Raw genomic sequence first — 23,089 nt, 5'->3', positions numbered from 1 at the left:
TCAAAAAAACACACTTTGTAGTATAAAGTGTGTTTTTTGAATTATTTTCTTTTTGTATAAAACCCTTGCGTAATTCGGTCTAATATAATCGCAATCACGACGATAGCTAGTCCAGCTTCAAATCCCATTCCGATATTTACTTGTGTTACAGAGCGATATACATCGACGCCAAGTCCTGGCGCTCCTACAAGTGAAGCTGTTACAACCATTGATAACGAAAGCATAATACTTTGATTCACGCCAGCCATGATCGTTCCGGTTGCGAGCGGTAATTGTACTTTAAATAATTTTTGTGATGCGGTAGAGCCAAACGCATTCGCAGCTTCAATTAAATCTTCTGGAACTTGTCTAATTCCTAAGTCTGTAAATCTGATTGTCGGTGGCATAGCAAAAATAACGGAAGCAATAATGCCTGGTACGACGCCTACTCCAAAAAATGTTATCGCGGGAATGAGATAGACGAATGCCGGCATTGTTTGCATAAAATCTAATGTCGGTTTTAAAAATTTTGAGAAACGTTCATTTTGAGATGCTAAAATGCCAATGGGAATTCCGATAATAATTGAAATAATAACTGACGTAAGTACGAGCGCTAATGTTTGCATCGTTTGTGCCCAGTAGTTAATATTTAAAATAAATAATAATCCGATGAGCGTAAAAATGACTAAAGATAATTTCCTCGTTGTGTACCAAATGAGGAAACATAAGATGATAATCATCACTATGGCTGGTATTATTGTTAAAAAATTAGTGAGTAAATCAACAAATCCACCGATAATATAGGAGAATCCTCGGAACAAGCCTTCAAAGTGCTCATATAAACTTGCAACAAATGAATCGACCCATTCGCCTAATGGAATGCGCGGAATATTATTCATCGTCTTTCACCTCTTCCTCAATGTTACCTGCAAGAGCTTGAATGACACTTTCACGTTTAATAATTCCTCTTAACCTTTTCTTCTCATCAATTACGGGTAACGGATATTTCATCTCCGCCATTTTTGCATACGTTTCTTCAAGTAAAGTATCTAAATACACGTGCGGAATATCGTTAAGTAATAAATCAGCAATCGGCCACTGTTTTTGTACTGCTTTACTTGCATCATCCGCAGTTAATATACCTAGAAATTCATACTTTTTGTTTACAACATATACCGTAGAAACACCTGCATTCCTCATAATTTGTAAAGCTACACGCGGCCCACGATCGATTAATAACGTTTCTGGTCTTTTTAAAATAGATTCTGCCGTAATTACTTTTCCTAAATTCACATCCGCAACGAATTTCTCTACAAATTCATTTGCAGGGCTCATCATAATTTCTTCCGGTGTTCCAATTTGGACAATTTCTCCATCTTTCATTAATGCGATACGATCACCAATTCGAAGAGCTTCATCTAAATCATGTGTAATAAAAATAATTGTTTTTTCCATTTTATCTTGTAACTCTAACAATTCATCTTGCATTTCTTTTCGAATTAGTGGATCTAATGCACTAAATGACTCGTCCATTAGTAATACATCTGGATTATTCGTTAGTGCCCTTGCAATTCCAACACGCTGCTGCATACCACCACTAAGTTGACTAGGGTAATTATCTTTATGATGATCGAGTCCTACTAACTGTAGCGATTCTAACGCCTTATTTTCTCGTTCCTCTACTGGAACTCCTTGAATTTCTAACCCGTACGCAACGTTTTGTATTACCGTGCGATGTGGAAATAAAGCAAACTTCTGAAAAACCATACTCATTTTCGTCCTTCTTACTCTTCGCAATTCTTCTTTTCCCATCGTTGCGATGTCTTCACCATCTATGTATATATGCCCGGCTGTCGGTTTGATTAATTGATTTAGCATTCGAACTAGCGTTGATTTCCCGCTACCGGATAAACCCATAATAACGAAAATTTCTCCGGTGTATACTTCAAACGTTGCCTTTTTCACACCAACGTTCATTCCTGTCTCTTTTAAAATTTCGGATTTGCTTTTTCCTTCTTTTAATAAGGTAAGCGCTCGTTGCGGATGTTTCCCAAAGACTTTTGTTACATTTTCAACACGTACCTTTGTATTATCCATGTCACTACTCCTTTTCTACCCATCTATTTACATAGTGTTGCGATTTTACAGAGAAATATTACATAAAAATGACATATATAAGATTTCTTTAAAAATTCTTGTTTCCGTTCATAATAAGAAGGTTCACTTATAGATTAATTTATAAAAAGCAAAAGCTTCACAGGAGGTTTTGAATGCGAAAAAAAATATGGATTATAAGTCTGTTACTATTTATTAGTATGATTTTCACTTCTTGTAATGCAACAAATGCAAATTCGAAAGGAAAAATTAAACTTGGTGTAACAAGTTGGAAAGAAAATATCGCAACCGCAAATATGTGGAAAGTTTTATTAGAAGAAAAAGGCTATAAAGTTGAACTCATGTATTTAGAAAAAGCTGCGATATGGACTGGCGTCGCACGTGGTGATGTTGATGCGAATCTAGAAGTATGGCTTCCTGTTACGGATAAACCATTAAATGCCCGTTACAAAGATGACTTCGTCTTAAAATCAAAATGGTATGAAGGTACTGGGCTTGGTTTAGTCGTCCCTTCTTATGTGAAAAACGTTAACAGTATTGAAGATTTAAATGCACATAAAGATGAGCTAGATAATAAAATTGTTGGGATTGAACCTGGTAGTAGCCTAATGAATTTAACGAATAAAGCAATGAAGGAATATGATATAAAACTAAAACTTGTCCAATCTTCAGAAGCTGCGATGATGAGCGAACTAAAGAAGGCATATACGAAAAAGAAACCAATCGCTGTTACGCTTTGGAATCCTCATTGGGGCTTTTCAGAATTTGACTTAAAATATTTAAAAGACCCTAAGAAAGTATATGGTGAAAAAGATGACATTTATTACTCCGTTCGTAAAGGTTTCGAAAAAGCTCATCCGGATATTGTGAAATACTTTGATCAATGGAAAATGAACGATGAACAACTTGGTACGTTAATGGTCATGTTAAATAAAACGAAAGATCCAGAAGAAGCTGCTCGAAAATGGATAAAAAAGAATCAAGCTTTAGTTGATGAATGGATAAAAGAATAAAGAATGACAAAAACAGGCTAGAGAATTTAGTATATTCTCTAGCCTGTTTTACGTTATTTTTTCTCAATAACTGCATCAACAATTCCATATTCCTTCGCTTCTACTGCCGTCATAAAATAATCTCTTTCTGTATCATGAGCTACCTTTTCTACTGGTTGCCCTGTTCGATCAGATATAATTTTGTTAATATCATGTTTTAACTTTAATATTCTTTTTGCTGTAATTTCAATCTCCGTTGCTTGCCCTTTTACACCGCCGAGCGGTTGATGAATCATGATTTCACTGTTAGGGAGCGCAAATCTTTTTCCTTTTGCGCCAGCTAATAGTAAAAGCGCACCAAATGATGCCGCAAAGCCCATACAAAGTGTTTGCACATCTGGTTTAATAAGGTTCATCGTATCTAATATTGCAAATCCCGCTGTCGTTGAACCACCCGGACTATTGATATACAGGAATATATCTTTTTCTGCATCTTCCGCTTCTAAAAACAATAATTGTGCTACTACACTGCTTGCAACTTGATCGTTAATTTCTGAACCAATCATAATAATTCGGTCTTTTAATAATCTTGAATATATATCATAGGAGCGTTCTCCTAATTTCGTTTGTTCTATTACGTAAGGAATTACACTCATTATAAATCCCTCCATCTGTTTTATGCCGCATTAAGCATACAACTGTAAGAAGAAGATTGTTTCATACTGAAGAATAACACTGGTTGTATTGATGGTAACTTAGTGAAATCTATTGTCGGGAGAAGTTTCGTCAACAATTCAGGTCTTTCTTCTCGAATAGAAGTTACAACGATTTCAACATCATCCGTGTACTCCACTATTTCAATGCCTTCTTCATTTACAGTTTTCAGCCTATTTCTACTCCTAAATAAAGATGCTTTCACTGCCCCTTCTGATACAGAGCATATTTTTGCAATATCCGCGATACTATACTGAAAAACATCCTTCAATAATAAAATTACGGATTGTTGCACATTTAACGAAGACAATACTTTCCCTACCATTTCATGCAAATCTGCAATTTTTCCATGTGGTTCTTCAAATGTATTTTGCTGTTCTAACTTTTCTTGAACGGATTTTGATTTCATTTGATCTAACCATTGATTTCGAGCAATTTTATACAGAAGCGTTATACAAATTTCCTTCTCACTATACTTTTGAAGAACTTTGCAAATTGCTTCTTGGGCAAGGTCTTCCCCATCCCATTTGTTTTTCGTCAAAAACGTACAGTATCTTTTTACCTCTGCATAATGTGTACTTAAAAAATTTATATTTGAATGATTCATATCGATATGATCCTTTAAAACCTGAGTTACTTTTGTGCACAAAATAACCACTCCTTTTCAGCGCTTACTTAATAAACGATTGAACAAATAAAAAAGTTACGGGGCTTATAATTAATTTTATGTTTATGTTCATGAATACGGGTCATAAATATGTTATATAGCATTTTACATGAGGAGGAATCAATTTGCCAAAATTAACAGTTGAAGGTACCGGAACTTTTGATATTAAAGAAGGAACGAAATTAGTCTTAGCACTTGAAGATAACGGTGTACACATTCTTCATCGTTGCGGTGGCAAAGCAAGATGTACAACTTGTAGAGTTGAAGTTATTGCAGGTGATTTTTGTGAGGCGACAAAAGATGAAAAACAAGCTATTACGGAAAAAGGAATTGAAGACCACTTACGATTATCGTGCCAAATGCGTGTACATAAAGATATTACCGTTCGCCCTATACTTACAGTTGAAAATTCCGGTTTAGATGCTGGATCACGCCCGGCGGAGTAAAATGATGAATTTAAAACAGCTTGCAGGCGAATATGCTGCTGGCTTTGTAAGAGATGGTATGACGATTGGACTTGGTACGGGTTCAACCGTATATTGGACGATACAAAAATTAGGTCACCGTGTACAAGAAGGGTTATCTATTCAAGCTGTACCGACATCAAAAGAAACTGAAGTATTAGCAAAACAATTATCTATTCCGCTAATCTCTTTAAATGAAATTGATATACTTGATCTCACAATTGATGGAGCAGATGAAATCAATAATGATTTACAATTAATAAAAGGTGGCGGTGGTGCATTACTTCGCGAAAAGATTGTTGCCACCTCCTCTAAAGAACTTATTATTATTGCAGATGAATCCAAACTCGTTTCACATTTAGGTACCTTTCCACTTCCTATTGAAATCATCTCCTTCTCTTGGAAGCAAACTGAAAAGAGAATTCAATCTTTAGGATGCGAAACACGTTTACGTATGAAAGATAGCGGACCATTTATAACTGATAACGGCAATTTAATTATTGATTGTATTTTTCCAAACAAAATATTGAATCCAAATGATACACATACAGAGTTAAAGATGATTACCGGTGTAGTTGAAACAGGATTATTTATCAATATGAAGAGCAAAGCGATCATCGGAACAAAAAACGGTATAAAAGAATATTAAGCATTTTAAAGGCTGACTTTTGCAAGTCAGTTTTTTCTTTTATAGCATTACAGTATGATATACTATGAAAACACATTCATATCACACTAGAAAGGGCTGAACAATTTGCAATCCAAACTCATAACAGAACTTACTGATTTAGAAACTGCCTTTTACATTCGAAAAGAAGTATTCGTAAAAGAACAAGGTGTACCTCTTGAGGATGAATTCGATACATATGACCAAATTGACGAGGCATGCAAACATATATTAGTTTATTATAATGAACTTCCTGTAGGAACTGGCCGTATACGATTCGTTGACGGAATGGGTAAACTAGAAAGAATTTGTATTTTAAAAGACTATCGCAAATGCGGATTAGGCAAAGTAATCATTCAAAAGTTAGAAGAGATTGCTCGTAACAAAGAAGCAAACAAAGTTAAACTACACGGTCAAACACAAGCTGAAGGGTTTTATGAAAAATTAGGCTATCAAACTTCTTCCGACGTATTTATGGAAGATGGAATTCCACATATTCTTATGACGAAAGTGTTATCATAATAGAAAGGTTACTATATGATTCTACATTATGTATTCGTATAGTAACCTTTCTGTAGCTTATTCGTTTGAAAGTCTCTTCGATGAATATTCTAGATTAATACAAAAAGACGACGCTGAATACGTCGTCTTTTTTATAAGCAGAAAAGTTAACTCTCAAACTTCCTTTTTTTGCATCAAAGCCCATCATCTTTCATTTCATTTTGAGGTAAAGCTTACACTGTTTTCCATAAGGATAAAGCAAAAATCCAGTTTGGATCCCCATGTCCTTCATAATTCTGGACTGCTTCATACACTTTTCCCTCGTGTAAAACTCTATCTCCCTTTTTATATGCTTTCTTTGCATCCCACGCTTCATATGAAGCGCTTTCAGTTTTTGTAGTAATTGTGAACGTATCACTTTGTACGGATTCATTTCCAACTACATCCACTGCTTTCACTGCATATTTATAAGTAGTATTAGCGAGTAAATTTTTATCCATATAAGAAGTCGTATTGGATGTTGCAATTTTTTTCATTGTTCCTTCTATTTCTCTATAAATATCGTAATAGTCTACTCCAACGTTATCATCAGATGGGCTCCACATTAGATCCACACTTGACGCTGTTGTTCCCATGCTATGTAATCCTTTTGGTTGTGTTGGTGCTTCTGTATCAGGAGCTTCAACTGTTGTTTTCACTGTAAGCGCTGTACTTTCTTTCGATACATTGCCAGCTGCGTCAATTGCTTTTACAGTATAAGTGTATTCTGTGCTTGGTTGTAATTTCTTATCAATAAAATAAGTGCCTGGTACTGTGTCAATCATCTCTCCGTTACGGAAGATTTGGTACCCTTTTACTCCTACATTATCCGTAGAAACGTTCCATGTTAGTTCTATACTATTCGCTGTTACTTTTTGCGCCTGAATTCCATTTGGAATACTTGGCGCTTCTGTGTCTGGTTTCACATTATTGATGAGATTCACATCAATTACATTATAGAACGCATTTGCTGTATCAGCTACATCCCATACAGCTAAAATCACATGATATCCACTACGGTCAGTAGGTACATTGATTTTATGAGTTAAATTATTTGAAGCTGCAGAACCATCATGTTGTACAGTGCCAATTGGCTCAAAGTCTGCTCTTGTTAGTGTTTTATTTGGATTCCATCCTTTTTTTGTAATATAGTAGTGCCATTTGCTTGTTAAGTGAGGTGCTGTATACTTCCAAGTAAATGTATTTTCCCCACCAGTGATTGTATTTTTAAACCAACGATTTGCTGTTTGTTGATCTAAAATACCGCCAAATTTTCCACCTGCAGAAGCGATTTGCCCATCAACTGGGCCACCTTGTGGGAATCCTTTTGGAGCTTCTAAACTTTGTGGTTCATACATAACACTTCCGCAGTTTACATTTAGAGCACCATACGTCGGACTACATAAAGCGGAACGGCTACCAGGCTTTTCAACAAAGCCGTGCGCGTATGCATTTTGAGGAATAAGTGTCGTGCTGATAATTCCAGCTGTTAATGCAACAGCTCCCATACTTTTTTTGTTCATTTTCAAGTTTTGTAGTTGTTTTAAAAATCGATTATTCATGTTCCTGTCCCCTTCTTGTTATACTTCGTAGTGTAATGTGGGCTTTGATGTAAAAGAATAACAAGAGTCAATCTTATTTCGTGTATGCGTAAATATGCATACACCGTCGTAAAGAAACATTTCATTTCTTGTGATATATTTCACTTACTGAATATATCATGACATAGAAATCACCTAAACGTGTGCAGAAGTTGTGCAGAAACAGTGAAATTACTACTAACACGTAAAACTACATCCTAAATTTATAAAGTAAAAGTGAGCAATAGAAATTGTAGTACTTGTAATGAAAAATTTTAGGTATATATATGGATGAATTGCACCAAGTCGTCTTGAAACCCTTCATCGTTAACTTAAAACGCATGGCAATGTGAGATCACATTATTTTAAAACAACGTGCCATCTCCATTTTCCATATATCTTTCTATCAATACTTTGAAATTACTTATCACTTGTAAACATTTCCGAATCCGTCAATATAGTTTCATAAAACTTATCATATTCTTCACTGTATTGAAGTTTTAACTTTTCTATTAAACTTGTATCTGGTGAAACAATGTCAATAACGTCTGTACTTATATACAATAAATAAGTATCGTTATAAAAAGAAATATACGCTTGCTGACCACCATTAACGACATACTTGCAATACTTATATACTTCATCTTCATGTACACCTTTAATCGTAGTAAATATGATTGTACTTTCAAGATCATCAACGTCTACTTTCGTTTCTGCCCAATTCTTAATCTTCATGAACCTTCCAATTTTTGTTTTCTCATTTATTCTCTTACTTTTACCATATGTTATGTAACCAGAAATAAATGAAACATCAATTGTATCAGGATTTTTAAAAAGTTCAGTCAAAATCCCTCTTAACCCTCTCAAATTACCCTCAAATAATTCTATATCGAATCTAATTCTATTTTTCGCCTCCACTTGAAAAAATGGTGTAGCTGTCATGTCAGAAAAATTTACATCTAGTATTTTCATTCTTTCCATTTCATCAATTCCTCGCTTCATATAACATAAAAGTGTCTATATCATTTAATATAGACACCCTTTCACATGTATAGTTTTAATAACAGCCTGTAAATTTAAAAATTTCATCAACTGCTTGCTTATACCCACCTGATTTTCGGAGAGACTCCTTCAAATTCAAAGTAGCTTCTTTACATGACGAATTATTTAATACTATTTCTACACTTTCACTTAGTTGATCCGCAGTTAATCCCTGCATTTGCAATTTAACTCCTGCCCCGAGACTCTCCACTTGCTTTGCGATTACTGGCTGATCTGCACTTTGCGGAATTACAACGAGTGGAACACCGTTATATATCCCTTCATGCGTACTGTTCATACCGCCGTGTGTAATAAATAGTTTCGTATATTTGAGAAGTTCAGTTTGTGGTACATAGTTTTTCACAATGAAGTTTTTAGGGATATTACCTAAATCACTTATTTCCGTTTTGTTGCCAATAGACATAACAATTGTATGCTTACTATTCTCGAACGCCTTCATACAAAGTTTATAAAAATCAAGCGCTTCATTAAAAACAGTACCTAATGAAATGTAAATCAGGCTTTTTTCTTCAATTGAAGTGTAATCAAAACCTTCATTTTTCACTTGTGTAGAGATAGATGGACCCACAAATTTGAATGTTTCATTAAATGTATCCCCAAAAGGTTGGAACTCCTTAATTGTATACACAATAGTAAGTGAAGCTGGATTACAGAAAACTTCATACGGTGAGTTTATATCAACACCATATTTTTCTGTAATTCCATTAGCTAAGTTTTCAAAATCATTATGTATTCTATCCTGAACTTCCCGTGGGATATTTTTAGAAAGATGGTCTAACATTTGTTTAAATGATTTTTCATCTTGTGCAAAAGATGTGCATGAATTTATGGCTGGAAGATTAAGAATTTGGGCAATTAAGCGACCACAGCCAAACATCGAATCATGAATAATATAATCAAAATGTTCTCCTTCAATTTGTTCAAGAACACTCGGTATAATAACATCTGCTGTATGTAAAAGACCATTTATTCTTTCTGGTAAATAATTTCGACCACCGGAAAGAAATGCTTGTATAAATTTTTGATCATCAATCGTTCGTACAGTAGCACCTGTCTTCTCAATATGCTCCCTGAAAGCTTCTATTGAAAAATAAACGACCTCTTCACCGCGAGAAATCAGTTCTTCTACAACATGTAATGTTGGATTTATATGTCCTTCTGATCCAGCGTTAATGAATAAAACACGTGCCATTCAAAACACTCCTTAAATTTTAAAATTTCTATGTTGTAAAGAGTATGGATACTTTCCATACTCTTTACGGTGTTATATGTATCATTTTCCTGCTAAATTGACCTAGCAAGCCTAAAACCGAGATCATCTATATGAAATGTAGGATGACTACGACGGCGACAAGTGGCACCGCAACCTCTCGCTTCTTCAGCCCAGCTACCGCCTCGGAAAATCCGGTACGATCCATATACCTTTTCATCATACAAATCATAACACCATTCCCAAACGTTCCCTAACATATCGTATACTCCCCATGCATTCGGTTCTTTTTTACCGACCTCATGAATTTTCCCATCCGAGTTTTTATTATACCAAGCTATCTTATCAAGTTCTCCATATGTATACCCAGTAGTCCCTGCTTTACATGCATATTGCCACTCTGCCTCATAAGGTAATCGGTAGCCGTTTGAATGTAAGTTACAACTAACCTTTTTCCCATCATCTTGTATAGAATAATACTCTGTAAACCCTGCTATTTTAGACAGTAAATTACAAAAAGAAATTGCCTCATGCCATGAAATATTTACAACAGGTTTATTACCATTTTCATTACCATTTAGTGCACGATTCGTAATTGCGTAATATAATTCCGCTGTTACAACATACTTTGCAAGAAGAAATGGTTTTATTTGAACTTGCCATTCTTTTTTTATTCGATCATCTCTTAATTCTACTTTTCCTGCTGGGATTTTCACCATATTAGAATCAACCGGGCCAATGAATCTATTCAATCCTATCCCCCCATGTTACTTCTTTTTATAATCTAACTATTTATGGTATCGTTCTTCTCTAAAAATAGTCTTACTTCATTTGAAGATTTTAAAATAATAATATCTTTATCCTTACTCAATTGATTTAGCCTCTTTAAAATTGAAGGTCGTTTCGTTTTAGGATATTCCCATATCCATTTGAAAAATTGCAAGTCAAATCTTTCTTCACATCCAGCACCCATATCCGGTCTTGTTTTATTCCGATATTGCACAATTCTTTTAAAAGCACGATAAACACAAATTGTTCTATGAATATCAAGAAAGATAATTGTATCAGCTGCGTTAATTCTTATGGCCATTGTCCCGCCATAATTCCCATCAATAATCCACTTTTCCCCTTTAACTAATTCATTTTGAACCGTTCTTTGCTCCTCTTTCGGTACACCCTCCCAATTTGATTTCCAAAATAGTGCATCAAGATGATGCACCTTAATATTTAATTTATTCCCTAACTGTTTTGCTAATGTAGATTTTCCTGAACCACCAGAACCTATTAATATTATTTTTTTCATAAATACCCCTTTTTACATCTTTTATTTCTTCCGTAGCACAAACTCACCAAGCATTCCTACTCCAACACCAATTGTGTAAGCCACTAAATCACTCCATAAAAATCCGTAACCTAATACGAGTCCACCTAAAGTCGTTGCTCGAATGCTATCTATCCATTCCGCATGGTACAATTGACTAATTTCAATCCCGTAGCAAAATATTAAACTAATAAAAGCTAATTTCCTCGTTTCTATTTTAGGAAACAAAAATCCGAATCCAACGAAAATCATTAATGCCCATAAAGCATCACCTAAGTAATCATTTAACAAATCTGGTAACGCAAAAGCAAACTTTCTTGAACTAAGACCTAAAATAATAACAACTATAGTAAACACCGCATATAGTAATCTATTTCGTTTCGTATTCATTTCAAAATCCCCTAATATATAATGTGAAACTGCAAATAGCTAGTAAAATATAATCATTTTACTAGCTATTTATAGTCGACTTCACTTTGTATTTAATCCAATAACTCTTGTTGCTTTTTCTTTGAAAACGATTGTAATACTAAATCATATGACCAATCTATCATCTTATTGATTTGTTCTTGTCCTACATCCTTATGTATGTACACTGTATTCCAATGCTTTTTATTCATATGATATCCAGGAATTATTGTTTCTGGGTAATCTTCTCTTATTCGTAAAGAGAGTTCTGGATCACATTTTAATGTAATCGCAGCTTTTTCATCTTCTTCATGATTCACTATCGCAAATATTTTATTATTTAACCTCATACATGTTGCACTCCAGCCATCTGGAGAATCTTCTGTCGCTTTTCTTTTCGATAAACAATATGCTCTTGTTGCATTCATTCTAATTGGCACCTCTTATTCTTTCACTATTTGATTACGATGCATCACAATTTGCTTCGTCGCTTTAAATTGCTGTTCACCATAGAACTTTATTAGTTTCTCTCCGCAAAATAGACTAACAATATCAATATGGGATACCTCTTGAAGTAACACTGTAAGCATCTTCTCACCAATTCCCTTGTTTCTTACACTCTCATGTACGACAACATCTTCAATATACGCCCGAAAAACACCGTCAGTAACAACTCTAGCAAATCCAATTAATTCATTTTCTTCCCATACTCCAATTGCTATACTATTCTTTAACATTTTTTGAATATCGACTTCTTTTCTTTCTGGCCACCAACCTACAGAATCGTAAAGTTTCTTTATTTTTTCTACACAGATTGGTTGTTCATGTTGTAATTTATACGTGTACATTTTTTCTCCCCTCAACCAGTATACATAATATTATTATAATCTCTTTTCTAAAAAGTGTTGACTATGCCCTTTAGGATGATCTTCAACAACACCATATTCTCGGTATCCGTGCTTTTTATAAAAATCTGGTGCTTGGAAACTAAATGAATCTAGTAAAATGAGTCTACATCCTTTTTCCAACGCAATTCCTTCTATTTTATGTAACAATTGACTACCATAACCATCATGACGAACAGATTCATCAACCCATAAAAAATCTATATGAAGATGATAAAAATACATTGTTCCTGTTACCCCGCCAAAGATTTTTCCATCTTCATCTTTCACTACGAAGCTTACTTGTTCCATCGGCTGTTTTACTTCATCTGACAGCACAGATATGTTATATTGAATTAATTTATTTTTAATGTATTCTCCTTCAGTGCGTGTACCGTTCTCTATGCGTTTCATATATTTCTTCCTTTCAACTTAGTAAGCTATATTTAATTTTTATTTCTTCTCTTTAATATACTGATGAATACAAATCCACCATATGTAACAAAGCATGAAAAACCAATTATTCCTGGTACAGAGACATAGCCTATTCTTACATAACTTATAACTGCAAAACTAGCGATTGATAATAAAATAGATGGCCAAAATATAAGAGCTGTTTTTCTTCGTCTCTGTTTCGATGTACTTTCTTTCTCTTCAGAAACACGTGTGCCAAAAAGCAATACAATACAAATGAGAATCGCTGCAAAGTAAATAGTATCTAATGACAAATTGCGATCGTATAGCGCTATTCCAACTTCAAGAGCAATAATCGTAATGATTAAAATAATGATTGTTGAAGTCTTTAAGTTTCGTTTCAATCACTCACCCCTAATATACTTTTACTATATTCTTTGTACACGTACCTCAAAGCTTCTATAACGGTTTCATCAACTTGTTTATTATCAAATCGATTAGGTAAATCTCTTCCCCCAATTACATAAAGAAACGGAAATTCATGAAACATCCCTATTATACCAATATTTATTGTAGCGGTGGATAAACCACCTGTCACATGCGCTAAATGATAATACGGTATTCCTTCATAATCACCTTGTTGCCTTACCATTCCATTAATAATGGGTTCCCATAATTCTGGTTCTGATTTATATCCTTGAAAAATATGTACTAAAAGTGAAAGAACTTGATTTAACTCTCCGACATTTTGCTCATCTCTAGGTTTTTCCTGTATATGAATCTTTGAAAAGTACGTTAAAACATTTTCTCTGACAGTTTCCCATCCTCCGCAGTGCATTACAACCGAGTGAGCAATATAACTGTCGTGGCAAGCTATCATTACTTCAACCGCTTTACTAAGTGTTAATGTAGTTCTTCCTTGTAAATGAGGATATAACTGCACACTATCCTCATTTGGATTAAACTTAATGTGATGAAGTGTATCATTCCAATTAATTTGTTTGTCCTTTACCATCCTCGCTACTGCAAATCCGATTGCCATTTTTGCTGCTGATGCTAAAGGAACGTATAGCTCATTGTTATGGGTAGCAACTATATTTCCATTCTTTGTTGAATAAACAAGTATTCCAACTTGACCAATTTGTATTTCTTTTATTTTTCTAATGACAGCCTGCATATTCATCCCTCTTCTTATATCGTTTTATCATCTTCTCAAAATTCGATATAGAATATAAGAATCCTTTTTTGTTAAATGATAATCATGAATACAATAAGAAAAAGATAGCATGAGATTTCTTCATACTATCTTTTGAAGTATATACAATTTCCTTTTAAAATTATTTTTTACAGTAATAGATACAGCTATTCTTCAGTAGGATTTTTAGGACCATTAAGCTCCAATTGATAAAAAGCTAAATCTAGCCATCCATTGAACTTATAACCAGCCTTTTTTATTGCTCCCGAATAAACAAATCCGAAGTTTTTATGCATTGCAATGCTTTTTTCATTTTCCGCATCAATTCCAGCAATTAAGGTCATATATTCTCTTTCTTTTGCAATTGTAATTAATTCTTCCATTAAAGAGGACCCAATTCCATTTTTTCTATATTCCTTATCAACATACACAGAATGTTCAACTGAATATTTATAGGCAGGCCATGCCCTAAAGGGGCCAAATGTCGCAAATCCTACTACTTTATTATCTAGCTCGTAGACTAAAATTGGATAGCCATCAGCCTTTTTTTGTTCATACCAATCTATTCTATTTTCAAGGGTTACAGGTTTGTACGCATATACAGCTGTTGTATAAAGTATTGCATCATTATAAATATCTAAAATATATGCTACATCTCTTTTAGTTGCTTCCCTGATCATCGTTTTCTTCCTTTCATAATGTTAATCTTCTTTCGCTATCTTTTTAATAATTTTATTTTACCGAAATTTCCATTTTATTTCCACATACGAACACTAGCTTTTCGGAAACCATCAAATATATTTAATGCAGCAGATAAAATGTAAATGAGAATACCTCCACCGATTAACCACGTTTTAAATTCCTCTAGAGAAATAGTAAACACATTTGCCACATACGTAATGAATCCTTCGTTAAATAAATGAGGATTTACTACAATTATAATGAATACTATTGTTCCGGTTATTTGAAGAATTGTATTTCCAATTGCCAATCTTGTCGTCCATTGTCCCTGTACTAACTTATAAAGAGATATAGCTACTTCGAAAACGATCATAACCACAACGATTGGCCAGTATTGAAGTAAAACATCTTGATTAAACGTTGGCACTACAAATTTCAGGCCATTTTCAGTACCTTCATATACACCAACAAGGTGATTTGCATAAAAATAAAATGTAGCCCATATTGCCGTCCACATCAAACCTCCAAAAACTTCAAACTTTGAGATTGACTTTTTCTTTGGAACATACGAGATATTTTTCAAATCATCAGGAGTCCATTTTTTTAAACTTGTCGTCAACGGTTGGGTACCTTTGTCTTTATCTGTTCTTTCTAAAATAGCAAATACAAGTGTCAACCAGAAAAATACATGGAGGCCTACTTCGACAATTTCCCCAATGCCTTTACCTATCAATTGTAAAATAACATTTAATACTGCTTGATCACCAGTATAGCCTATAAAATTTTCTGCAATCATTGCAATGAGTGCGATAACAGCTGCAATTGGTATAATCATTTTTAATAGCGTCGTATATACATCAAAATAGCGTGGTCCAATTAAATGCATCGGTCTATCCAAATACCCATTAGCCAATGAAACCGGGCTCCCCAATTTTTCGAGAACGCTCTTCACATCATCTTCATTATAATCGTCTGATAACATATCCTCTATTGTCGACCGTAGCTCAAGCGTAATATCTTCACGATTTTTTTCAGGTAATCTCTTCGCAACTTCTTGGACGTACATATCAATCAAACTCATTCTCGTCCTCCTCCTTTAATAAGTTATAAAGTTCTTTTGAATCCTTTATCCATTCCTTTTTCAATTGTAAAAATATCTCTAATCCATATTCACTTAAAACATAATACTTACGAGGTCTACTCTCCGTTTTATCCCAACTACTCGTCACTAGCTCCTGCTTTTCTAATCGGCGAAGTAGTGGATATAAAGTACTTTGATCTATCATGATTCCTGATTGCTCCAATAATTGGACAAGCGAATATCCATATTGCGGCGTTCTTAGTTGACTTAAAACCGCTAATGTCAATGTCCCTCTCCTTAGCTCAGTAATTAATGAATTTAATAAAGTATCCATTCACCCACCTCATTTCCATTACTATATGTCATACAGTATGTGTTTTATACTATGTATCGTACAGTATTAGTGTGACAAAAACAATGATTTTTCAAAAAAATAGACAATAAAAAGCACAAACGATATGATTTGTACTTTTCTAGCTAACTTAAATACCTATAACACTCTTAACTTTGTCCCTCTGGTAATAAAAAATCTCCCTTTTCTTTAAGAAATAGAAAAAAAGAGGATTTTCTGTTTATTACTAGAAAATCCTCTTTTTTATTTATTTTAATCCCTTAATTAATGGCGACGCTTCCCCACTATGGAAAATCCATAAATCATGAAGCGATCTCGTACATCCGACATACAATAATTTCGCATCATGTTTTGTATTTTTGTAATGTTCCTCATCAACGTCGATTAGAAGTACGGCATCAAATTCTAAACCTTTCGCCAAATATACGGGTACTACCGAAATACCACCTTCATATTTGCTTTGATCTGCTTCAATGACATTAACAGTCAACCCTGCATTTGTTAACTTCTCATATATATCACGGCATTCATCGTCTGTTCTTCCAATTACCGCGATTGTTTTCACATCTTCAGTTTGCAAATGCTGTAATGTCTTTAAAACTTCAGTAAATTGGTCCTCTGCCGAAATTACTTTCACGTCTTCACCGCTACGGAAAACTGGAGTTGCGAGTCCCACTGGAATCTCTGCATTTTTAATTATTTCATTCGCGAATTCAATAATTTCTTTTGTAGAACGATAACTTCTCGTCAATTCATAATAACCTGTTTCTTGGAATACTTCCTTAAAAGCACCCCAGTCTTCAATTCCTTGATAATCATAAATTGCTTGAGATAAATCACCTAATATAGTGAAAGAATTACCTAGTGTAATTTCTTTTAATACATATACTTGGAATGGCGAGAAATCTTGCGCTTCATCAATAACGACGTGATGGAACTTTTGTCCAATTTCAATTCCTGTTATGCGATGTTGTATGTAAATTAAAGCTGGTAAGTCTTCTACATACACTTCTTTTTTACGACAATTCTTTTCTGTTTCTTGAACAAGTTCTTCAGGTAATACTTCGAGTATTTCTTTACTCTTTATCATTGAATTATATAGTGAAAGCGGGCTCATTTTCGGCCAAAAATTCATATATGTGTTCAATCTCTTTGTCGCTTCTTTTTTTAGTAATTTTTTCTCGTTTGTTTCTCCAAACTTTTTAAGCTCAATTTCAATCCAGCGCTTCATACGGCCGACTAAACGTTCTCTTCTTTTCTTTAATGGATAGTGTTTATATTCAACCTGCATCCATTTCTTAACGTCTTCCACTGGAATAACAGCTTTATCCCATGCCTCAAAATCTTTTGTTGGCACTAAATCTTTTTCAAATTGAATCATTCTTTCTTCAATAAACGACTTAAATTCCAGCGTGCCTTTCAATTTACCTAGCATAACCTTTTTTTCATCGCGATTAATTGAGAAAGCTTCTTTCAATTTTTCTTCTGTCTGCTTCAGTTTCACCGAACCATCTAACGTACGTAATACCCAATCTGGAAACGTTGTTTGACTAATATTTCCTACCCCTAACTCAGGAAGTACACTTGAAATATAGTCTAAAAACAAACTGTTTGGAGCGAATACGATCATTCTCTCCGCTTCAAGTTGTTCACGATATTCATAAATTAAAAAAGCAAGGCGATGTAAAGCGATTGTTGTTTTTCCGCTCCCTGCAACCCCTTGAATTAATAACGGTAAGTTTCTTTCCGCACGAATAATATCATTTTGCTCCGATTGTATAGTCGAAACGATATCTTTCAATTTATTATCTTTATTCTCACCTAATCGATATAGAAGAAAATCATCAGCATGTGAGACATCTTCATTTCCTTTCACATATGTATCAACAACACGTTCTAGTTCTCTCTTTCGAATCGAAATGTTTCGTTTTAAATAAACATCGCCTTCTACTAATCCGTCTGGTGAATGATAAAATGCTAATTCTTCACCACCGGTAAATGAATAAAACATACTTGCGACAGGTGCACGCCAATCAATTACAATTGGTTTCATCGTATCTTTATCTGAAACACCTACTTTACCGATGTAAATCGGCATTACGTCTTCCTTGCCATCCTCCTGAAAGTCTAATCTTCCAAAATACGGCTCATGTACACCAATACGTAAGCTTTGTCTATTAGACTCCCTCATACTTTCAAGAATTTGCTCTTTAAAATCTTCTCCATAATAAACCGGGATTTTTTCAAGCTGTTCTAATTGATCATCCATCGTACTTAAAGTATCTTTCATTTTTTGTAACTCTTCGTCAAAAATGTTGTTCATTTGATGATTCCCTCCTGTCCGTTCCAATTTTTTCAGTCGAAATATCATTGTATTAAAAATCCATTCATAAAGTCAATAGCTTTAGTAAGAATTTTCTAAATTAAAAAAGAGTAGAGATTAATCCCTACTCTTCCTTACTTTAATTCGATATGCCAAACATTCATTTAATGTTGCCAATTCTTTATATTTTCGTTTTTCAAAATCATATGCTCCCCCAGGGAAGAATCCCATAATACTTAAACCAGCTTCAGCACATAGATTGCTAATCTCATCTACCGTATAACATCGTAAAGACTGTGTTACTACATCCTTTGGACAATTAGGATTCCACCAATGATCTAACATTCTTTTATTTATACTATCATATTCATATTTTCGCATCGCTGAACTTAATGGCATTTCTTGTCCACTTACCTTTTTCCAATACAAAGGTTGATAAATATCAATAAGTGCACATCCATCTTCCTTCATCCAATCTTTAATCCGTTTTAGTAGAAACAATTGCTCATCATTTGTTCCTACACCAAATCCATCTAAATAACTAACCACATCAAATTTTTCTTCAAAGTTAATTTGATAAAAATCTCCACAATGAATGGCAATATCACTACTAGAATGTTCTTTTGCAAAGGAAACCAGCTCTGATACAAGTTCAACAGTTGTCATTCTCACACGTAACTTAGACATCGCTCGTGCAAATCCACCATTTCCCGCACCAAGTTCTAACATCGTTTGAAATGGATGACCAACTTGTTCTTGAACTTCTTTAGCAACCTGCTCTAACCAGCTTTCTGTATTGATATCGTAATTCGACAGTTCGAATTGTTTTTGGTAAAATTCCTTCACATTTAATTCGTTCATTATTATTCTCCTCCTGCACTAGATTTTTCTGCTACAGGTGAGAAACTAAATTTCTGACACCCATGAAAAAAAACCATTCTTATTTCTCTATATTTACAATTTATCAAAATAATAGGAATTTCGAAAGTACCAATATAAAAAGCAGATAATGGTCGATTCCACTATCTGCTCTATAGCTGCTTTTATTTTCCTTGTTGATACTCCACCCAATCACCAGAAATGATAACTTTCTTTAGCATCTCTTTATCTTGAGCAATATACACAAATGCACGTATTTCTCTATCACCTAAATAAATCGTTTCGGTGATTCGGTCATATAAATCACTCTCTGCATTACCTGTGTATTCTTCAAGTTCATCTAACTTTTGCAGAACATCATCATTTACTTCATAAACTTCTCCGTATACCTTTTCCCCATTTGAACAAATCATCGCAGGATACCCTTCGTATGTATCAAATAATTTACCATACGTCCATGCTTCGTCTGCGATGCATATTACACCTTGCATAATATGAGCATTCGTTTGCTCTTTTCTTAACGTGCCATACACGAAAACGTGATGCATAAATCCCTATCCCCTTTATATGTCTCTACTTTCTAATTTGTAAATAAGCACGAATCATAAAGTAACTCACTTCATTTGGAAGTTGGTCCTTAATCGATTTCAGACCACCCTCTGCATTTTGCACGGCAGTTTCAATTAGAGCTTCATACTCTGCTGGAACAAAGCTATTCCAGTCTACTTCCATTCCATCTTCAAAGCAGCGAATTAAATGATTTTCAATTGTTTGTCTTGATAAGCTACGTTCTTTAGCAATTTCATCAAGATCAATGCCTTGTTTATACATTTCATACGTTTCTAAATGAGAATTCGCTGACGCTTTTCCTGATTTTTTACTCTCTGAAACAACTTCAGTCTTAATTGTTTCCGCATAGTTTGGGTTATCCTCAATAAAGTGCTGAACTGCTTGTAAGAAGTGAGACCCGTACTTCACAAGTTTGTGTTCGCCGATTCCTTTTACAGTTAGGAGTTCGGAGTCACTTTGTGGCATTTTCGCACACATATCTTTTAACGTTTGGTCAGAGAAAATAACGAACGGCGGTACACCTTCTCCTTGTGCAATTTCTTTACGTACTTCACGAAGCACTTCAAATAAAGGATGATCTTGAACAATTTGTCTCGTTTCTACTCGTTCTTTGCGTAAAACATTCTCTTTACCAAGTAATACTTCTTTTCCTTTTTCCGTTACTTTTAATGTTGGATACGTACCATGTTCAACTGCAATTAACTCATCTGAAATTAAAAACTCAATAAACTCACTGACTTCTTTTACACTACGGTTTGATAAAAGACCGTACGTTGGCAAAGTATGAAAATTAAATTCAATGACTTTCTTATTTTTAGATCCAGTTAATACTTGTGCAATCATTTGCTTTCCGAATCGTTGGTTCGTCCTAATCATACAAGATAGTACCATTTGGGATTCTCTCGTCACATCGATACTTTCACGGTCGTCCGTACAATTACCGCAGCGACCACAATCTTCCTTCGGCTCTTCTCCGAAGTATTGCAAAATAAATGATTGTAAACATTGTTCTGTATGACAGTAATCGGTCATATTTTGGAGTTTTTCAAGCTCATTTGAAAAACGTGATTCTCCAGTTGATTGATCGATTAAAAAGCGTTGTACTTGCACATCTTGAGAAGAATATAACAAAATACATTCACTATCTAATCCATCACGACCAGCACGTCCGGCTTCTTGATAGTAACTTTCCATATTTTTTGGAAGTTGATAATGGATAACGTAACGTATATTCGATTTATCTATACCCATTCCAAATGCAGATGTTGCCACCATAACACTTATTTCATCTCGTAAAAAGAGTTCTTGCTGTTCATTTCGATCGTGGTCGCCCATACCAGCATGATATTTCGATACAGAAACTCCTGCTTTCCCTAAATCTTCATATAACTGATCGACAACTTTTCTTGTAGCTGCATATATAATCCCAGATTCCTTCTGATTTTGACGAATATAATCTGCTAAATAAGCATTACGATCCTGTCCTTTAATGACAGAGAATGATAAGTTCTCGCGCTCAAACGTTGTCATAATTGTATTTTCTTGATTAATTCCAAGCGTGTTGCAAATATCTTCACGAACTTGTGGTGTTGCCGTAGCAGTTAACGCTAATACGAGCGGCTTTTCTGGAAGATAATCTAATATGCGATGTATATGTAAATAACTAGGACGGAAATCATGTCCCCACTGCGAAATACAGTGCGCCTCATCAATTGCAATCATCGGGATTTTCATATCGATAAGTTGATCAACAAATTCCATTGAATCAAGACGCTCAGGCGCCACATAAAGTAACTTATAATGGCCTTGTTTCGCTAATTGAATTCGTTGATTTGCTTCTGTAATAGAAATAGAACTATTAATATAAGTAGCTGAAATACCGTTTTGTACTAATGTATCTACTTGGTCTTTCATAAGTGAAATCAAAGGTGAAATAACTAATGTCGTTCCTTCGAATACTAATGCGGGAATTTGATAACAAATTGACTTACCACCACCCGTAGGCATAATACAGACTGTATCTTTCCCATCTAATACATTTTTAATTGTTTCATCTTGTCCTCTTCGGAATGACGAATAACCGAAATAAGACGCTAAAAGTTCTTGTGCTTTTGTAAACAAAAAAGAGTCACCTGCTTTTCTTTATCTTTCATCTATTCCCATTATATCATCAAACTGATTCTCGCCACTTTGAATTTTATAAGTATTTTAGTTCTATTTGCTTCCTACGTTTTCCAACATAAAAAAACAAATCTAGTATACAAGAAGAAAGAATTTCAATATAAATATTCATTTTATTCCCCTTCCTAGAATACTACTAATCGTATACATATGAATTTGAGGAGGTTAAATTATGAAACGTAGTTACAATAGTTCCATCAAGCCTAAAGAGTCAAATAAACAACTCCAATTCTCTAATAATGATGCGTGGAAATATGAATCATTTTATAAGTATCAGCCCTTATTTTCTTATAGCAAGCTTATGAATTTCCTTTCTCAACTTTTTAAACGTTAATACATGTGCCAAATATATATTATTCAAACAAATTTTCTCAACATATAACTTATAGACTTACTACAATACAGTTGTTACCATATATAATAATCTGTTAGATAAACCCCTTATGTTGACCTGCTTAAATTAGCAGGTCTTTTTTATCCTTACATATTGCAATGTATGATATCCTGGCTGAAAAGTCTTTTCTCTATTTTAGAACCCTATTCCGCTCTTCACAAATGATTGTAATTCCAAAAGGCAAAATATAAATCCGCTACATTCATACAAGCAATTCATTTTTTCTCAATACACAAAGTAAATTTCATTTGTTATTATGAAGATACTCTAGATGAGTCTTTGCTCATCAACATTATCTAGTTAAAGGGGTCTGCCGCGGGAAGCAGATCCCTTTAACTTTATTAAAAATTATCCTTTTCATTTGGACGCATTTACCAGGTTATTTCGAAAGAATTTTATGCTAATATTACGTAGTC

At 34.2% G+C, this 23,089-nt stretch carries 26 protein-coding genes; 4 read left to right on the top strand and 22 right to left on the bottom strand.

Annotated elements, in window-relative coordinates; translation table 11 throughout:
- Positions 1 to 41: 41 nt before the first annotated feature.
- Complete coding sequence (locus tag MHH66_RS12775) at positions 42 to 878, bottom strand: ABC transporter permease (RefSeq protein ID WP_002127727.1); 837 nt, start codon at positions 876 to 878, stop codon at positions 42 to 44.
- The gene (locus MHH66_RS12770) at positions 871 to 2,076 is read right to left on the bottom strand and encodes a quaternary amine ABC transporter ATP-binding protein (RefSeq protein WP_000370622.1); all 1,206 of its coding nucleotides are present in this window, start codon (positions 2,074 to 2,076) and stop codon (positions 871 to 873) included. The genes MHH66_RS12775 and MHH66_RS12770 overlap by 8 nt, the downstream gene beginning before the upstream one ends.
- Before the next feature lie 173 nt (positions 2,077 to 2,249).
- Here MHH66_RS12770 and MHH66_RS12765 point away from each other — a divergent pair, with 173 nt between their 5' ends.
- On the top strand, positions 2,250 to 3,107 hold the full coding sequence (locus MHH66_RS12765; RefSeq protein WP_063219105.1) for a glycine betaine ABC transporter substrate-binding protein: 858 nt from the start codon (positions 2,250 to 2,252) through the stop codon (positions 3,105 to 3,107).
- Between the two features lie 53 nt (positions 3,108 to 3,160).
- On the opposite strand, the gene clpP is transcribed toward MHH66_RS12765, so the two are convergent.
- Together clpP and MHH66_RS12755 are read right to left on the bottom strand one after the other, a co-directional pair.
- Positions 3,161 to 3,742, bottom strand: a complete 582-nt coding sequence (gene clpP / locus MHH66_RS12760; RefSeq protein ID WP_002136712.1) for an ATP-dependent Clp endopeptidase proteolytic subunit ClpP — start codon at positions 3,740 to 3,742, stop codon at positions 3,161 to 3,163.
- A 20-nt stretch (positions 3,743 to 3,762) separates the two neighbouring features.
- Positions 3,763 to 4,449 (bottom strand): RNA polymerase subunit sigma-70, encoded by a 687-nt coding sequence (locus MHH66_RS12755; RefSeq protein ID WP_063219106.1) that lies wholly within the window; start codon positions 4,447 to 4,449, stop codon positions 3,763 to 3,765.
- 143 nt (positions 4,450 to 4,592) lie between these two features.
- Between MHH66_RS12755 and MHH66_RS12750 the strand changes: the two genes are divergently transcribed.
- The 3 genes from MHH66_RS12750 to MHH66_RS12740 all read left to right on the top strand — a co-directional run bounded on the left by MHH66_RS12750 (position 4,593) and on the right by MHH66_RS12740 (position 6,120).
- Complete coding sequence (locus MHH66_RS12750; RefSeq protein ID WP_078185628.1) at positions 4,593 to 4,913, top strand: 2Fe-2S iron-sulfur cluster-binding protein; 321 nt, start codon at positions 4,593 to 4,595, stop codon at positions 4,911 to 4,913.
- Positions 4,914 to 4,917: 4 nt separating this feature from the next.
- Positions 4,918 to 5,580, top strand: a complete 663-nt coding sequence (gene rpiA, locus MHH66_RS12745; RefSeq protein WP_078185629.1) for a ribose 5-phosphate isomerase A — start codon at positions 4,918 to 4,920, stop codon at positions 5,578 to 5,580.
- A gap of 105 nt (positions 5,581 to 5,685) precedes the next feature.
- Entirely contained in the window at positions 5,686 to 6,120 is a 435-nt protein-coding gene (locus MHH66_RS12740; protein ID WP_078185630.1) for a GNAT family N-acetyltransferase, read from the top strand.
- A gap of 212 nt (positions 6,121 to 6,332) precedes the next feature.
- Here the strand turns inward: MHH66_RS12740 and MHH66_RS12735 are convergent, their stop codons facing one another.
- From MHH66_RS12735 to recQ, 18 genes are all read right to left on the bottom strand, one after another.
- Entirely contained in the window at positions 6,333 to 7,700 is a 1,368-nt protein-coding gene (locus MHH66_RS12735; RefSeq protein ID WP_078185631.1) for a lytic polysaccharide monooxygenase, read from the bottom strand.
- 438 nt (positions 7,701 to 8,138) lie between these two features.
- On the bottom strand, positions 8,139 to 8,699 hold the full coding sequence (locus tag MHH66_RS12730; RefSeq protein WP_078185649.1) for a phosphatase: 561 nt from the start codon (positions 8,697 to 8,699) through the stop codon (positions 8,139 to 8,141).
- A 76-nt stretch (positions 8,700 to 8,775) separates the two neighbouring features.
- Positions 8,776 to 9,972 carry a macrolide family glycosyltransferase gene (locus tag MHH66_RS12725; protein ID WP_078185632.1) on the bottom strand — a complete coding sequence of 399 codons (1,197 nt, stop codon included), beginning with the start codon at positions 9,970 to 9,972 and terminating at the stop codon, positions 8,776 to 8,778.
- Between the two features lie 92 nt (positions 9,973 to 10,064).
- Complete coding sequence (locus tag MHH66_RS12720; protein WP_078185633.1) at positions 10,065 to 10,742, bottom strand: formylglycine-generating enzyme family protein; 678 nt, start codon at positions 10,740 to 10,742, stop codon at positions 10,065 to 10,067.
- A gap of 32 nt (positions 10,743 to 10,774) precedes the next feature.
- Positions 10,775 to 11,293, bottom strand: a complete 519-nt coding sequence (locus tag MHH66_RS12715; protein WP_078185634.1) for a DNA topology modulation protein — start codon at positions 11,291 to 11,293, stop codon at positions 10,775 to 10,777.
- A gap of 21 nt (positions 11,294 to 11,314) precedes the next feature.
- Positions 11,315 to 11,701 (bottom strand): ribosomal maturation YjgA family protein, encoded by a 387-nt coding sequence (locus MHH66_RS12710; protein WP_078185635.1) that lies wholly within the window; start codon positions 11,699 to 11,701, stop codon positions 11,315 to 11,317.
- Positions 11,702 to 11,793: 92 nt separating this feature from the next.
- The gene (locus MHH66_RS12705; RefSeq protein ID WP_078185636.1) at positions 11,794 to 12,147 is read right to left on the bottom strand and encodes an MmcQ/YjbR family DNA-binding protein; all 354 of its coding nucleotides are present in this window, start codon (positions 12,145 to 12,147) and stop codon (positions 11,794 to 11,796) included.
- Positions 12,148 to 12,162: 15 nt separating this feature from the next.
- A complete protein-coding gene (locus tag MHH66_RS12700; RefSeq protein WP_078185637.1) occupies positions 12,163 to 12,567 on the bottom strand; it encodes a GNAT family N-acetyltransferase in 405 nt (134 codons plus the stop codon).
- A 33-nt stretch (positions 12,568 to 12,600) separates the two neighbouring features.
- Complete coding sequence (locus tag MHH66_RS12695; protein WP_078185638.1) at positions 12,601 to 13,017, bottom strand: GNAT family N-acetyltransferase; 417 nt, start codon at positions 13,015 to 13,017, stop codon at positions 12,601 to 12,603.
- 32 nt (positions 13,018 to 13,049) lie between these two features.
- Positions 13,050 to 13,421, bottom strand: a complete 372-nt coding sequence (locus MHH66_RS12690; protein ID WP_078185639.1) for a hypothetical protein — start codon at positions 13,419 to 13,421, stop codon at positions 13,050 to 13,052.
- Positions 13,418 to 14,194, bottom strand: coding sequence for a serine hydrolase (locus MHH66_RS12685; protein ID WP_078185640.1), 777 nt, complete (start codon positions 14,192 to 14,194; stop codon positions 13,418 to 13,420). Before MHH66_RS12685 ends, MHH66_RS12690 begins: the two co-directional genes overlap by 4 nt.
- Before the next feature lie 185 nt (positions 14,195 to 14,379).
- The gene (locus MHH66_RS12680) at positions 14,380 to 14,892 is read right to left on the bottom strand and encodes a GNAT family N-acetyltransferase (protein WP_078185641.1); all 513 of its coding nucleotides are present in this window, start codon (positions 14,890 to 14,892) and stop codon (positions 14,380 to 14,382) included.
- Positions 14,893 to 14,966: 74 nt separating this feature from the next.
- Positions 14,967 to 15,974 (bottom strand): HAAS signaling domain-containing protein, encoded by a 1,008-nt coding sequence (locus MHH66_RS12675; protein WP_002168222.1) that lies wholly within the window; start codon positions 15,972 to 15,974, stop codon positions 14,967 to 14,969.
- Positions 15,961 to 16,308 carry a PadR family transcriptional regulator gene (locus tag MHH66_RS12670; RefSeq protein ID WP_002085093.1) on the bottom strand — a complete coding sequence of 116 codons (348 nt, stop codon included), beginning with the start codon at positions 16,306 to 16,308 and terminating at the stop codon, positions 15,961 to 15,963. Before MHH66_RS12670 ends, MHH66_RS12675 begins: the two co-directional genes overlap by 14 nt.
- Positions 16,309 to 16,573: 265 nt before the next feature.
- Positions 16,574 to 18,649 carry a HelD family protein gene (locus tag MHH66_RS12665; RefSeq protein ID WP_078185642.1) on the bottom strand — a complete coding sequence of 692 codons (2,076 nt, stop codon included), beginning with the start codon at positions 18,647 to 18,649 and terminating at the stop codon, positions 16,574 to 16,576.
- 117 nt (positions 18,650 to 18,766) lie between these two features.
- A complete protein-coding gene (locus tag MHH66_RS12660) occupies positions 18,767 to 19,510 on the bottom strand; it encodes a class I SAM-dependent methyltransferase (protein WP_078185643.1) in 744 nt (247 codons plus the stop codon).
- Between the two features lie 182 nt (positions 19,511 to 19,692).
- Positions 19,693 to 20,076 (bottom strand): gamma-glutamylcyclotransferase family protein, encoded by a 384-nt coding sequence (locus MHH66_RS12655; protein WP_078185644.1) that lies wholly within the window; start codon positions 20,074 to 20,076, stop codon positions 19,693 to 19,695.
- A gap of 25 nt (positions 20,077 to 20,101) precedes the next feature.
- Positions 20,102 to 22,219: a DNA helicase RecQ gene (gene recQ, locus MHH66_RS12650; protein WP_078185645.1), complete on the bottom strand. Its 2,118-nt coding sequence runs from the start codon at positions 22,217 to 22,219 to the stop codon at positions 20,102 to 20,104.
- Positions 22,220 to 23,089: the final 870 nt, after the last annotated feature.

The organism is Bacillus sp. FSL H8-0492 (genome assembly GCF_038006145.1).
GTDB classification, from domain to species: Bacteria; Bacillota; Bacilli; order Bacillales; family Bacillaceae_G; genus Bacillus_A; species Bacillus_A mycoides.
This window is presented reverse-complemented; position numbering and strand designations above follow the sequence as displayed.

What these genes read in the sequence shown, in the direction of transcription:
- MHH66_RS12735 (WP_078185631.1), bottom strand. Translation starts at nt 7,700, where the DNA reads ATGAATAATCGATTTTTAAAACAACTACAAAACTTGAAAATGAACAAA.
- rpiA (WP_078185629.1), top strand. Translation starts at nt 4,918, where the DNA reads ATGAATTTAAAACAGCTTGCAGGCGAATATGCTGCTGGCTTTGTAAGA.
- MHH66_RS12710 (WP_078185635.1), bottom strand. Translation starts at nt 11,701, where the DNA reads ATGAATACGAAACGAAATAGATTACTATATGCGGTGTTTACTATAGTT.
- MHH66_RS12725 (WP_078185632.1), bottom strand. Translation starts at nt 9,972, where the DNA reads ATGGCACGTGTTTTATTCATTAACGCTGGATCAGAAGGACATATAAAT.
- MHH66_RS12695 (WP_078185638.1), bottom strand. Translation starts at nt 13,017, where the DNA reads ATGAAACGCATAGAGAACGGTACACGCACTGAAGGAGAATACATTAAA.
- MHH66_RS12705 (WP_078185636.1), bottom strand. Translation starts at nt 12,147, where the DNA reads ATGAATGCAACAAGAGCATATTGTTTATCGAAAAGAAAAGCGACAGAA.
- MHH66_RS12765 (WP_063219105.1), top strand. Translation starts at nt 2,250, where the DNA reads ATGCGAAAAAAAATATGGATTATAAGTCTGTTACTATTTATTAGTATG.
- MHH66_RS12680 (WP_078185641.1), bottom strand. Translation starts at nt 14,892, where the DNA reads ATGATCAGGGAAGCAACTAAAAGAGATGTAGCATATATTTTAGATATT.
- clpP (WP_002136712.1), bottom strand. Translation starts at nt 3,742, where the DNA reads ATGAGTGTAATTCCTTACGTAATAGAACAAACGAAATTAGGAGAACGC.
- MHH66_RS12715 (WP_078185634.1), bottom strand. Translation starts at nt 11,293, where the DNA reads ATGAAAAAAATAATATTAATAGGTTCTGGTGGTTCAGGAAAATCTACA.
- MHH66_RS12660 (WP_078185643.1), bottom strand. Translation starts at nt 19,510, where the DNA reads ATGAACGAATTAAATGTGAAGGAATTTTACCAAAAACAATTCGAACTG.
- MHH66_RS12655 (WP_078185644.1), bottom strand. Translation starts at nt 20,076, where the DNA reads ATGCATCACGTTTTCGTGTATGGCACGTTAAGAAAAGAGCAAACGAAT.
- MHH66_RS12700 (WP_078185637.1), bottom strand. Translation starts at nt 12,567, where the DNA reads ATGTACACGTATAAATTACAACATGAACAACCAATCTGTGTAGAAAAA.
- MHH66_RS12670 (WP_002085093.1), bottom strand. Translation starts at nt 16,308, where the DNA reads ATGGATACTTTATTAAATTCATTAATTACTGAGCTAAGGAGAGGGACA.
- MHH66_RS12775 (WP_002127727.1), bottom strand. Translation starts at nt 878, where the DNA reads ATGAATAATATTCCGCGCATTCCATTAGGCGAATGGGTCGATTCATTT.
- MHH66_RS12730 (WP_078185649.1), bottom strand. Translation starts at nt 8,699, where the DNA reads ATGGAAAGAATGAAAATACTAGATGTAAATTTTTCTGACATGACAGCT.
- MHH66_RS12675 (WP_002168222.1), bottom strand. Translation starts at nt 15,974, where the DNA reads ATGAGTTTGATTGATATGTACGTCCAAGAAGTTGCGAAGAGATTACCT.
- MHH66_RS12665 (WP_078185642.1), bottom strand. Translation starts at nt 18,649, where the DNA reads ATGAACAACATTTTTGACGAAGAGTTACAAAAAATGAAAGATACTTTA.
- MHH66_RS12770 (WP_000370622.1), bottom strand. Translation starts at nt 2,076, where the DNA reads ATGGATAATACAAAGGTACGTGTTGAAAATGTAACAAAAGTCTTTGGG.
- MHH66_RS12685 (WP_078185640.1), bottom strand. Translation starts at nt 14,194, where the DNA reads ATGCAGGCTGTCATTAGAAAAATAAAAGAAATACAAATTGGTCAAGTT.